The following is an 11,400-nucleotide window of genomic DNA, read 5'->3' as shown; positions in this document are numbered from 1 at the left end:
CGCGGCGGTCCTCGGCGCGGCTCGGCGCGGCGGGCTTCGCCGCCTGGGCCCCCCGCCCGCTCTCGGCGAGGGCCGCGCGGTAGTCGTCGAGATCGCCCTCGAACGGCGCGACCGTGCCGTCGGCCACCAGCCACAGCCGGTCCGCCACCAGCTCGATCAGGTGGGGGTCGTGCGTGATCAGCACCACCGCCCCCCGGTAGTCGGCGAGTGCCCGCACCAGCGCCTCGCGCGCGTCGATGTCGAGATGGTTGGTCGGCTCGTCGAGGATCAGGAGCTGCGGGGCCTCGCGCGTGGCCAGGGCGAGGAGGAGCCGCGCCTTCTCGCCGCCCGAGAGCGCCGCCACCGTGGTATCGGCGCGCTCGGCATCGAGGCCGAAGCGCGCGAGCTGCGATCGCACCTGCGCCGGGGTCGCGCGCGGCAGGGCGCGGGCCATGTGATCGACCGGGCTCTCGTCGAGGAACAGGTCCTCCTCCTGGTGCTGGGCGAAGTATCCGACCGTCAGGCGCGGGGTGCGGAACATCTCGCCCGCGAGCAGGTCGAGCCGGCCGGCGAGCAGCCTGGCGAGCGTCGACTTGCCGTTGCCGTTGCGGCCGAGGAGCGCGATCCGGTCCTCCTGGTCGATGCGCAGGGACACCTCGCGCAGCACCGGCGCGCCGCCGTAGCCCACCGCGGCGCGGTCCAGCGTGATCAGGGGCGGGGCGAGCGCCTTCGGTTCGGGGAAGGAGAAGCGCGTCGGCGCATCCTCCACCAGCGCCTCGATCGCCGGCAGGCGCGCGATCGCCTTCAGCTTCGACTGCGCCTGGCGCGCCTTCGAGGCCTTGGCGCGGAAGCGGTCGACGAAGGCCTGCAGACGCGCGCGCTGCGCGGCGATCCTCTCCGCCATCGCCGCCTGCTGCGCGGCGCGCTCCTCCCTGATCCGCACGAAGGCCTCGAACCCGCCCGGGTAGAGCGCGATCCTGCCGCGGTCGAGATGCGCGATCGCATCCACCGCGCGATCCAGCAGGGTGCGATCGTGGCTGACGATGATCGCGGCACCGGCGAAGCGCGCGAGCCAGGATTCCAGCCACAGCGTCGCTTCGAGATCGAGATGGTTGGTCGGCTCGTCGAGCAGCAGCAGGTCGGGCTCGACGAACAGCGCCGCGGCCAGCGCCACGCGCATGCGCCAGCCGCCCGAGAACGCGCCGACCGGCCGCGCCTGTGCCTCGGCGTCGAACCCCAGCCCCGCCAGGATCGTCGCCGCGCGCGCGGGCGCCGCCTCCGCGCCGATCGCGCGCAGCCGGTCGTGGATCTCGGCGAGACGTTCGGGCGGTGCGGTCTCGGCCGCGGCGAGCAGGCGCGTCCGCTCGGCATCGGCGGCAAGCACGGTGTCGAGCAGGCTCGCCTCGCCGGCGGGCGCCTCCTGCGCCACCCGGCCGAGCCGCGCGCGCGGGGAGAGGCGGATCGCGCCGCCGTCGAGGCCGATCTCGCCGGCGATCGCCCGGAGCAGCGTCGACTTGCCGGCGCCGTTGCGGCCGACCAGACCGATCTTCCGGCCGGGCGCGACCGTCAGGTCCGCCCGGTCCAGGAGCGTCCGCCCGGCGATCCGGATGGTCGCCTGCTCGATCGCCAGCACCGTCATGGCGCGGGGTTTAGCCGCCCCGTCGGCCGCGAGGGAAGGGCGGGGGTTCCCTTCCGGCGCGTCCTGTCCTAGAGGGCCGCCACCGCCACGAACCCAGGGGACACAGCATGGCCGTCGAGCGCACTCTCAGCATCATCAAGCCGGACGCCACGCGGCGGAACCTCACGGGGAAGATCAATGCCCTGCTCGAGGAGAACGGGCTCAGGATCGTCGCCCAGAAGCGCCTCTGGCTCTCGCGCCAGCACGCCAAGACCTTCTACGCCGTGCACAAGGACCGCCCCTTCTACGACAGCCTGGTCGATTTCATGTGCTCCGGCCCCGTGGTGGTGCAGGTGCTCGAGGGCGAGAACGCGGTGGCGAAGAACCGCGAGGTGATGGGCGCCACCGACCCGGCCAAGGCGGCCCCCGGCACGATCCGCAAGCTGTTCGCCGAGAGCATCGAGGCGAACTCGGTGCACGGCTCGGACAGCGTCGAGAACGCCGCGGCCGAGATCGCCTACTTCTTCGCCGGCTACGAGATCGTCGGCTGACCGCCGGGACGGGTTCCACCCGCGTGGAAGCCGTCCCGGGCATTCCTCGCGGGGATCGTCGCGCACGCGGCCGGGGCGGGCCGTGTGCGATCCGCCCTAGCGCCCGGCGCAGCGGCGGAACGCGATCCCCTCGATGCGCGCCTCGAAGGGCGCGCCCGCCTGCGCGCCGATCGCGAGCTCGGTGACGTAGCCGGGCGGCGCGATGCCGTAGGCGGCGCGGAACTCGGCGGCGAGCGCCACCCGCTCCTCGATCCACACCCCGCGCGGCGCGGCCTCGTCCTGGCGCCAGCGGCTCTGCTCCAGGAGCGCGAGCAGCGGCGTGGGATGCCAGGCGGGCTCGCCGGCCGCCCCGCCCCAGCGGTAGGAGAGCGCGAAGCCGGGCACCATGCGCCCGCGCGCCATCATGCGCGCGAAGCCGAGCGCGTAGCGCTGGCTCAGCGTCATCCGCTCGCCGTCCGCCTCGAACCCCACCTGCAGCACCAGCCCGGCGGGCGCCGCGCCCGGCTCGAGCCGCCAGCGCCACGACAGGCACAGCACCGGCGAGACCGGCACGCGCATCGGCTGGAACACGATCCCCGCCCCGCCCGCCCCGCTGATGCGCAGGCCAGTCTCGCCCTCGGCGGCGAAGGCGAGCGGGGCGCGGCCATCGACCGGCTGGTCGCGCCAGCCCTGCGCCGCGAGTCCGGGATCCACCGACGCACCGGCCCGCCCGGCGCCGAGCGCCAGGGTCAGCGCCACCGCCGCGAGCCGCCCCGCCTGCATGGCGCCATCATAGCAGCCGCGCGGGCCGTGCGATCAGCGCAGGGTGATCCAGTTCAGCACCACGACGTCGTCCGCCCGCTGGACCACCCTCACCCGGTCGCGATGCGCCCAGGCGAGCGCCTGGTGGTGCAGCGGCAGGTAGACGGCGTCAGCGCGCAGCATCGCCGCCGCCTGGTCGATCAGCGCCTGGCGCCGCGCGGGATCGAACTCCTCGCCGATCGCCTCGATCAGGACGTTCACCTCCGGCCGGTCGTAGCCGGTGTAGTTCCAGGTGCCGAGCGCGCGGTCCGGGTCGCGCGCATGCGCGAGCAAGCGCAGCGGGTGGTGCGCGTCGTAGGTGTCGGCCGACCAGCCGAGCAGGAAGAAGCTCGATTCCAGCCGCGCGAGCTTCGGGAAGTACTGCGCGCGTGGCATCAGGTTGACGGTCAGCCGGATGCCGATGCGCGCCAGCATCGGCGCGATCGCCTGGCAGATCGCGCCGTCGTTGACGTAGCGGTCGTTCGGACAGTCGAGGGTGAGGGCGAAGCCCTCCGGATACGCGGCCTCCACGAGCAGGGCGCGGGCGCGCGCGGGGTCGAACACGGGGCGGCGGTCCTCGGCTGCGGTGTAGCCCGCCACGCCGGGGCCCCAGAGCAGTCCCGCCGGCGTGGCGGCACCCTGCATCACGCGGGTGCGGATCGCCTCGGCGTCGATCGCGTGGCCGATCGCGCGCCGCACGCGCGTATCGGCGAGCGGGTTCCGTCCGCCTGCCTCGCCCTGCTTCAGCACCGGGCCGATGTGGAAGCCGAGGAAGATGGTGCGCAGCGCCGGCCCCTCCAGCACCACGATGCCCGGGGTCGCCTTCAGCCGGGGGATGTCCTGCAACGGCACCGGCATGACCAGGTCGACCTCGCCCGAGGCGAGTGCCGCGAGCCGCGTGGCGTCCGCCGTGATCGGGCGGAACTCGACCTCGACGATCGATCCCCGCTTCGTGTCCCACCACGCGTCGTTGCGGACCAGCACCGTCAGCCGGCCGGCCTCGCGCGACGTCACGCGGAACGGCCCGGTGCCGTTGGCGCTGCGCGTCGCCGCGTTCTCGACGTCGTGCGCGGGGTTCGAGGCCTCCGCCGCGCCGACGCGCTCGGCCCAGGCGCGCGACATGATCAGCACGTCGGCAAGCCCCTGCGGCAGGATCGGATCGGGGGCGGGAGTGACGAGCTCGACCGTGCGGGCATCGACCACGCGCGCCTCGGCGATCGGCGCGAGCATCCCGCGCGCCCCGACGCGCCGGCCCTTGGCGCGCGCGATCGAGAAGGCGACGTCCTCGGCGGAGAAGGGCGAGCCGTCCTGGAACACGACGCCCTCGCGCAGGGTGAAGCGCCACACGCGCGGCGCCACGTTGCGCCATCCGGTCGCGAGGGCGGGCTCGAGCGACAGGTCCGGCGCCCGCCGCACCAGCCCCTCGTAGACGTTGCCGAGGAAGGAGAGGGTGAACCTCCCGGCGTTGCCGTGCGGGTCGAGGGTGGCGACATCGGTGCCGGCGGCCCAGCGCAGCGTCTGCGCCGTGGCGGGCGCGGCGGCGAGCGCGGCGGCGAGCGCGAGGACGGCGAGCCTGGTCATGGCGGTCTCCCGGTGGCGGCGCCCAGTCTAGCCGGCGGGACGGTCCTGCGGGCAGCGAGGCCGGGCGTTCCCGAGGCGGGGCGCGGATGCCCCGGGTGGCCGGGCCGGCCCGGCGCGGATATGCTGCACCGGCCCAGCGCGAGGGGAGGATCCATGACGGAGATCACGATCAAGGCGACCGACGGTTCGGGCGAGTTCTTCGCCTATGTGGCGCGGCCCAAGAGCACGCCCGCCGGCGCGGTGGTCGTGATCCAGGAGATCTTCGGCGTCAGCCCCGCGATGCGCGCAATCACCGACGCGATCGCCGATCAGGGCTTCATCGGCGTCTGCCCCGACCTGTTCTGGCGGCTCGAGCCGCGCGTCTCGCTCACCGACAAGACCCAGGCGGAGTGGGACAAGGCGATGGCGCTGCTCAAGGCCTTCGACCAGGACAAGGGGGTGGAGGACCTCAAGGCGACGCTCGCGGCGGCGCGCCGGCTCGAGGGCTGCAACGGCCGGGCCGGCACGATCGGCTTCTGCCTCGGCGGGCGGCTGGCGGCGCTGATGGCGATCCGGTCGGATGCCGACTGCAACGTCTCCTACTACGGCGTGATGCTGGAAGGGCTCGCGGGCGAGCTGCGCCACGCCGCGAACCCGCTGCTGATGCACATCGCCGAGAACGACAAGTTCGTGCCGAAGGAGGCGCAAGGCGCGGTGCTGGCCGCGGTGATGCCGAACCCGCGTGTCGAGGCGCATGTCTATCCGGGCGTTGATCACGCCTTCGCCCGTGTCGGCGGCCAGCACTGGGACGGCCGCGCCGCGGCGATCGCGAACGGGCGCACCGCGGCGTTCCTGGCGCGCTGGCTCGCATGACCCCGATCGAGACTGTCGAGGCGCTCGCCGCGCGCGTCCCCGACGGCGCCTTCGTCGCCCTGCCGCCTGACGCCTCGCTCTGCCCGGTCGCGCTGGTGCGTGCGCTGATCCGGCGCGGCGTCCGCGACCTTCACCTGCTCGGCGTGCCGATCTCGGGCTTCGCGACCGACCTGCTGATCGGCGCGGGCTGCGTCTCGGCGCTGACCACCTCGGCGGTGACGCTCGGCGAGGCGGGACTCGCGCCGCGCTTCACCGCGGCGATGCGGACGGGCGCGCTGCGCCTGACGGATGCGACCTGCCCGGCGGTGCACACCGCCTTGCAGGCGGCCGAGAAGGGTGTGCCCTTCCTGCCGCTGCGCGGCATGATCGGCACCGATCTCCTGGCCGACCGCACCGACTGGCGGGTCATCGACAACCCCTTCGCCGAGGCGCCGGACCCGATCGTGCTGATCCCCGCGCTCGTGCCCGACATCGCCCTCATCCACGCCGCGATGGCGGACCGCTTCGGCAATGTCTGGGTCGGGCGGCGGCGCGAGCTCGCCACCATCGCGCACGCGGCGCGCACGACCCTCGTCACCGCCGAACGGCTGGTCGAAGGTAATCTGATGGCGGACGAGCGGCTCGCGCCGGGCGTGATCTCCTCGCTCTACGTCTCCGCCGTGGCCGAGGCCGAGCGCGGCGCCTGGCCGCTCGCCCTGCTCGACCTCTACCCGGCCGACGCCGCGCATCTCGACGCCTATGCGAAGGCCGCGCGCACCGAGGAGGGCTTCCGCGCCTATCTCGCCGAGCACGTGCTCGGCCCCTTGCCCAAGGCCGCGGAATGACCGTATCGCGCGAGGAACTGCTGATCGCGGCGATCGCCGACCTGATCGCGGCACCTAATCCACACCCGGTGCGCCATGCCGCGGTCGGCGCGGCCAGCCCGATCCCGGCGCATGCGGTGATGCTGGCGCGCCATCGCGGCCTCGATGTGCGCCTCTCGCTGCTCCAGCAGCGCGTCGGCAACCCGTTCACCGAGGGCGCGCGCGAACTCTTCGACCTCGCCGGCCAGGGGCGGATCGACCTGTTCTTCCTCGGCGGCGCGCAGATCGACGGGCAGGCGAACATCAACCTGGTCGGCACGGGGACGCCTGCCGGATCGTCGGCACGGTTGCCCGGCAATTTCGGCTCGGCCTTCATGGCCTTCACCGTCCCGCGCGTGATCCTGTTCCGCGAGGAGCACTCGCCGCGCGTGCTCGTCCCCAAGGTCGATTACGTATCCGCCCCGGGCGTGTCGGCCGCGGGCGTGTATCGCCGCGGTTCGCCGCAGGCGCTGGTGACGGGCCGCTGCGTCTTCGCCTTCGACGCCGTGCGCGCGCGCTTCACGCTCGCCTCGCTGCATCCGGGCGAGACGCGCGAATCCATCCGCGAGAACACCGGCTTCGACTACGACGAGCCGACCCACGTGCCCGAGACGCGCGGCCCGTCCGAGGACGATCGCGCCGCGCTGGCGGGACCGATCCGCGCCGCCCTCGAGGACACCTATCCGCAGTTCTGCGCCCGCGTCTTCGGCGCGCGCGCCGCTTGAGGAGATCCGCCATGCTCAGCCCGGGCGCGCTTGCCGGCCTCAAGATCATCGACCTCACCCGCGTGCTCGGCGGACCCTACTGCACCATGGTGCTGGCCGATCACGGCGCCGAGGTGATCAAGATCGAGCCGCCGCAGGGCGACGAGGTGCGCGACTGGGGCCCGCCCTTCCACACGCACGAGGACGGCACGCGTGACGCCTCCTACTTCATCGGCGTCAATCGCAACAAGAAGTCGATCGGGCTCGACCTTGCCCGGCCCGAGGCGCGCACGGTGCTCCTGCGCCTGCTCGAGGGGGCGGACGTGCTGGTCGAGAACTTCAAGCCCGGCACCATGGAGAAATGGGGCATCGGCTACGAGACGCTGAAGGCGCGCTTCCCGCGCCTGATCCATTGCCGCGTCTCGGGCTTCGGCGCGGACGGGCCCTTGGGCGGCTTTCCCGGCTACGATGCGATCGTGCAGGCGATGGTGGGCCTGATGAGCATCAACGGCACGCCGGAGACGGGGCCGGTGCGGCTCGGCACGCCGATCGTCGACATCGGCACCGGCCTCTTCAGCGCGATCGCCATCCTGATGGCGCTCCATGAGCGGTCGAACAGCGGCCAGGGCCAGTTCATCGACATGACGCTGCACGACTGCGGCATGGCGCTCCTGCATCCGCACGCGGCCAACTTCTTCCTCTCGGGCAGGCGGCCGGTGGCGACCGGCAACCCGCACCCCAACCTCGCGCCCTACGATACGTTCCGGACACGCACCGGAGAGATCTTCATCGGCACCGGCAACGACGCGACCTTCCGCAAGATGTGCGCCCTCTTGGGCCGGCCCGAGCTCGCCGACGATGCGCGCTTCCGCACCAATGCCGACCGGCTGGCCAATCGGGCGGCGCTGTCGGCCGAGGTTCAGGCGATCGTCGGCGAGGAGGACGGCGCCGCGCTCTGCATGCGGCTGCTCGCCGCGGGACTGCCTGCCGGCCCGGTGCGCTACTTCGACGAGGTGGTGGCCGAGCCGCACACGGCGGCGCGCAAGATGATCGCCGAGATCGGCTGGTATCGCGGGCTCAACACGCCGATCAAGTTCGCCCGCACCCCGGGCGGGGCGCGCGAAGCCCCCCCGCGCTTCGGCGCGCATGCCGATGTGGTGCTCGCCGCGCACGGCTTCTCGGCCGAGGAGATCGCGGCGCTGAAGCAGGCCGGCGTGGTCGTGGAACGCCGGCGCGGCAGCGCGCCGAGGCCCGAGGCGCAGCCGAAGGCCGCCGAGTAGGCTACGGCAGCAGCCCGGCCACCCGCGGCGCGACGAGGACGACCAGCAGGAGCGCGACCAGCGCCCACAGCGAGGCCCTGCTCGGCTTCTCGCCGAGCTGCGCCGCCACCTGCGCGCGCATCCGCTCGAGCTCCACCTTGCTCGCCAGCCCCGGCACGGTCGCGTCGATGCGGGCGATCATCGGCTCGACACGCGCGAGCAGCGCGGCGATCGCGGCCACCTCGCGCTCGAGCTGTGCCACGCGCGGCTCCGTCTCCGCCGGCAGCGCCGTTCCCGCGCCGTCCAGCCGGCGTTCGATCTCGCGGATGCGCTGGCGCAGCAGGCTCAGGTCGGGCCCGTCAGCCATGCGAACCCGCCTCCAGGAGGTCGATCGACGCCTCCAGATCCTTCGCGAGCCCGCGGATCGCGACCTGCGCCGCCTGCATGTGCTCTTGATGCGTCCGCAGGGCGGCGGGATCAAGTCCCTCGCCGGCGGAGAGCCGTGCCAGCGCATCCGCCGCGATCGTCTGCGCCGCGTTCAGGTTGGACAGCGCCTCGGCGATCCGCGTCATCGTGTGCATCAGCCCGATCGCGATCCGGCGTGTTTCGGCCTCGGTCATGCGGTGCGCCTCAGCGGCTCGTCCTCGGGCGTGCCGAGCGCCTCGGCCTCGGCCTTCAGCCGGCGGTAGCTGCGCACGCCGAGCGGAATGAGCGCGGCGTAGATGATCCCGGCGGCGGCGAGCGCCGCCCAGGGCTCGCTGACGAGCAGCGCGACATAGAGCCCGGCGCCCAGCAGCAGCGGCAGCACGTAGTCGTGCGGCACCTTGAAGTTCTTGAAGCTCCAGGTCGGCAGGGTGCTGACCATCAGCGCCGCGACCGCGAGCAGCATCGCCGCCGAGAGGGCGGGGAACTGCGCGATCTCGGCGAGCAGCTGGGCGCCATGCGCCTGCGCCTGCAGGAACAGGAACAGGGGGAACAGCGCGAGCCCCGCGGCCGCCGGCGCCGGCACGCCGGTGAAGAAGTTGTAGGCGTAGGCCGGCCTCGGCGCGCCGTCGATCGCGGCGTTGAAGCGCGCGAGCCGGAGCGCCGCGCAGACCGCGTACATCAGGCAGGGCGCCCAGCCGAGACCGCCCCAGGCCGAGAGCGTCCAGAGATAGAGCACGATCGCCGGGGCGACGCCGAAGCAGAGGAAGTCGGCCAAGCTGTCGAACTCGGCGCCGAAGCGGCTCGTGCCCTTGAGCAGCCGCGCGATCCGTCCGTCAAGCCCGTCGATCACGCCGGCGGCGACGATCGCGATCGCCGCCGCCTCCCAGCGCTCCATCAGCGCGAAGCGGATCGCGGTGAGCCCCGCGCACAACCCCACCAGCGTCATCAGGTTGGGGATGAGCCGGTTGAAGGAGGGACCGCGGAAGCGCGGCCGCGACCGGCGCTTGATGCGCTGGCGCCAGCGCTCGACCGCGGGCGTGAGGGGCGGGCGCATCTCAGACCAGCTCCGCCGCGCGCGCCGGCTCGTCGGAGGCGAGGTCGGCCATCACCGTCTCGCCCGCGACCATGCGCTGGCCGACCGCGACCAGCGGCGCGGCCCCCTCGGGCAGGTAGAGATCGACGCGGCTGCCGAACCGGATCAGGCCGATCCGCTGGCCGGCGCGCAGGCTCTGGCGCTCCTCCACCTCGCAGACGATCCGGCGCGCGATCAGCCCGGCGATCTGCACCACGCCGAGCGTCCGCCCGCAGGCGAGCTCGAGCGTGATCGCGTTGCGCTCGTTCTCCTCCGAGGCCTTGTCCTCGGCGGCGTTGAGGAACCGGCCCGGATGGTACGCGATCGCCTTGACCGTGCCCGCGGCCGGGGCGCGGTTGACGTGCACGTCGACGATCGAGAGGAAGGTCGCGATGCGCACGCGCGGCGCCGGCCCGAGCGCGAGTTCGGGTGGCGGAGAGACGGTCGCGATCGAGACGACGCGGCCGTCGGCGGGCGCGAGGATGAGCCCCGCGCGGGTCGGCACGGCGCGGTCGGGGTCGCGGAAGAAGAAGGCGCAGAAGAGGGCGCCGGCGACGCCGAGCCAGAGCAGGCCCGACCAGAGGAACCATCCGACCAGCCCGCCCGCCAGCGCGCCGGCGATGAAGGGCAGGCCGGCGCGGTGCGGGCGGGCGAGCACGGAGGCCGTGGTGTCGAGCAGGCTCATGATGGTCGGCGTTATAGATCGCTTTACGTCGACCCGTCACATACCGGGGCCATGAGCACATCCGCACCTGCGCTCGGCCGTCTCGGCCCCTTCCTGGTCGATGCCGAAGGCGTGCTGCACGCGGCCGAGCCGTCGCGGCCGGCCGGCTTCGGCTTCCGCTGGCGCGGCCGGCGCGTCCACGCGGTGCTGTGTCCGGATGCCCGCCTCCGCCTGTCGGTGCTCGCCGGCCACGTGCCGTTCACGGCCGAGGCCGCGGCGCTGCGGCCGGGGGTCTATGCCGCCTATGCGGCGCTGCGCGACGATGCGCCGCCCGAATGGCGGGTCGGGCTCAGCCCCGCCCACGGCGTGGTGATCGAGGCGGTCGAGGCGCTCGGCAAGCCGGCGACGGTCAGCGCCCTGATCGCCGCGGCGACCCGGTTCGTGCTGCGCCTCGCCCCGTGTCTCGACCTGCTCGACGAGGCGGGCGCCCGGCCAGCCTGAGCGCGGTTCAGCCGTCCTGCCCAGCCGGGGGCAGCACGAAGACCTGGCCGGGATAGATCAGGTCCGGATCGCGGATCTGCGCCCGGTTGGCCTCGTAGATCACGGTGTAACGGATGCCGCGCCCGTAGGTCGCGCGGGCGATGCGCCAGAGGCTGTGGCCGGGCTGGACGACGATGCTGCCCGGGCGCAGCCCTCCGGGCGGTGTGTCGGCGCGCTGGAACGGCAGCTCGACGCGCGCGGTGACGCGCCCGTCCGGCGCCACCTGGTCCGCGCGCAGCGCCTGGGTGCGGCCGGGCGCGATCGGCGTCGCAGGGGCCAGCACCCAGCGCCCCTCGGCATCGGCACGTGCGTCGCCGAGATGCTGCCCGTCGAGATAGAGCCGCACGGCGTCGCCGGGGTTGGCGCGGCCCGCGAAGCTGACGCCGCCGTCGTCGCCGTAGTCCACCGCATCGACCGAGACCCCCGCCGGCGGGCGGCCGGCCGGGATTGCCGGCGCAGCAGCCCGGGCGGGCGGGTCCGGTGGCGCGGCCGGGGCGGGGGAAGCCACAGGCGCGGGCGGCAGGGCGGCCAC

14 protein-coding genes are annotated in these 11,400 nt (G+C 73.8%); 6 read left to right on the top strand and 8 right to left on the bottom strand.

Annotated elements, in window-relative coordinates; genetic code table 11:
* Window positions 1-1,618, bottom strand: a 1,618-nt coding sequence (locus tag FK498_RS13535; RefSeq protein ID WP_237560943.1) for an ABC-F family ATP-binding cassette domain-containing protein, incomplete at its 3' end; no start/stop codon positions are given.
* A gap of 107 nt (window positions 1,619-1,725) precedes the next feature.
* Between FK498_RS13535 and ndk the strand changes: the two genes are divergently transcribed.
* Complete coding sequence (gene ndk, locus FK498_RS13530) at window positions 1,726-2,148, top strand: nucleoside-diphosphate kinase (RefSeq protein WP_141855401.1); 423 nt, start codon at window positions 1,726-1,728, stop codon at window positions 2,146-2,148.
* Between the two features lie 96 nt (window positions 2,149-2,244).
* On the opposite strand, the gene FK498_RS13525 is transcribed toward ndk, so the two are convergent.
* Both FK498_RS13525 and FK498_RS13520 read right to left on the bottom strand, forming a co-directional pair.
* Entirely contained in the window at window positions 2,245-2,910 is a 666-nt protein-coding gene (locus FK498_RS13525) for a DUF3047 domain-containing protein (RefSeq protein ID WP_141855400.1), read from the bottom strand.
* A gap of 33 nt (window positions 2,911-2,943) precedes the next feature.
* On the bottom strand, window positions 2,944-4,509 hold the full coding sequence (locus FK498_RS13520; protein WP_141855399.1) for an ABC transporter substrate-binding protein: 1,566 nt from the start codon (window positions 4,507-4,509) through the stop codon (window positions 2,944-2,946).
* 153 nt (window positions 4,510-4,662) lie between these two features.
* Between FK498_RS13520 and FK498_RS13515 the strand changes: the two genes are divergently transcribed.
* The 4 genes from FK498_RS13515 to FK498_RS13500 are packed head-to-tail and all read left to right on the top strand — an operon-like array spanning window position 4,663 to window position 8,187.
* Window positions 4,663-5,361 (top strand): dienelactone hydrolase family protein, encoded by a 699-nt coding sequence (locus FK498_RS13515; RefSeq protein ID WP_141855398.1) that lies wholly within the window; start codon window positions 4,663-4,665, stop codon window positions 5,359-5,361.
* Window positions 5,358-6,185: a CoA transferase subunit A gene (locus tag FK498_RS13510; RefSeq protein ID WP_141855397.1), complete on the top strand. Its 828-nt coding sequence runs from the start codon at window positions 5,358-5,360 to the stop codon at window positions 6,183-6,185. The genes FK498_RS13515 and FK498_RS13510 overlap by 4 nt, the downstream gene beginning before the upstream one ends.
* Complete coding sequence (locus tag FK498_RS13505; RefSeq protein ID WP_141855395.1) at window positions 6,182-6,928, top strand: CoA-transferase; 747 nt, start codon at window positions 6,182-6,184, stop codon at window positions 6,926-6,928. The genes FK498_RS13510 and FK498_RS13505 overlap by 4 nt, the downstream gene beginning before the upstream one ends.
* Before the next feature lie 11 nt (window positions 6,929-6,939).
* Complete coding sequence (locus FK498_RS13500; RefSeq protein WP_141855393.1) at window positions 6,940-8,187, top strand: CaiB/BaiF CoA-transferase family protein; 1,248 nt, start codon at window positions 6,940-6,942, stop codon at window positions 8,185-8,187.
* A gap of 1 nt (window position 8,188) precedes the next feature.
* Here FK498_RS13500 and FK498_RS13495 read toward each other — a convergent pair whose 3' ends face one another.
* The 4 genes from FK498_RS13495 to FK498_RS13480 are packed head-to-tail and all read right to left on the bottom strand — an operon-like array spanning window position 8,189 to window position 10,349.
* Window positions 8,189-8,533 carry a hypothetical protein gene (locus tag FK498_RS13495; RefSeq protein ID WP_141855392.1) on the bottom strand — a complete coding sequence of 115 codons (345 nt, stop codon included), beginning with the start codon at window positions 8,531-8,533 and terminating at the stop codon, window positions 8,189-8,191.
* A complete protein-coding gene (locus tag FK498_RS13490; protein WP_141855390.1) occupies window positions 8,526-8,786 on the bottom strand; it encodes a hypothetical protein in 261 nt (86 codons plus the stop codon). Before FK498_RS13490 ends, FK498_RS13495 begins: the two co-directional genes overlap by 8 nt.
* Window positions 8,783-9,646, bottom strand: a complete 864-nt coding sequence (locus tag FK498_RS13485; protein WP_141855388.1) for a phosphatidylcholine/phosphatidylserine synthase — start codon at window positions 9,644-9,646, stop codon at window positions 8,783-8,785. The genes FK498_RS13490 and FK498_RS13485 overlap by 4 nt, the downstream gene beginning before the upstream one ends.
* Before the next feature lies 1 nt (window position 9,647).
* On the bottom strand, window positions 9,648-10,349 hold the full coding sequence (locus tag FK498_RS13480) for a phosphatidylserine decarboxylase (RefSeq protein WP_141855386.1): 702 nt from the start codon (window positions 10,347-10,349) through the stop codon (window positions 9,648-9,650).
* Window positions 10,350-10,400: 51 nt separating this feature from the next.
* On the opposite strand from FK498_RS13480, the gene FK498_RS13475 reads away from it, so the two are divergent.
* The gene (locus FK498_RS13475; protein WP_141855384.1) at window positions 10,401-10,829 is read left to right on the top strand and encodes a hypothetical protein; all 429 of its coding nucleotides are present in this window, start codon (window positions 10,401-10,403) and stop codon (window positions 10,827-10,829) included.
* Window positions 10,830-10,836: 7 nt separating this feature from the next.
* Here the strand turns inward: FK498_RS13475 and FK498_RS13470 are convergent.
* Window positions 10,837-11,400 (bottom strand): LysM peptidoglycan-binding domain-containing protein (locus FK498_RS13470; RefSeq protein WP_237560942.1); only part of this gene is annotated, 564 nt, incomplete at its 5' end.

It is taken from the genome of Elioraea sp. Yellowstone (genome assembly GCF_006704265.1).
Lineage (GTDB): Bacteria > Pseudomonadota > Alphaproteobacteria > Acetobacterales > Acetobacteraceae > Elioraea.
The sequence above is the reverse complement of the archived record's forward strand: the minus strand, read 5'-3'. Positions and strand labels throughout refer to the sequence as shown.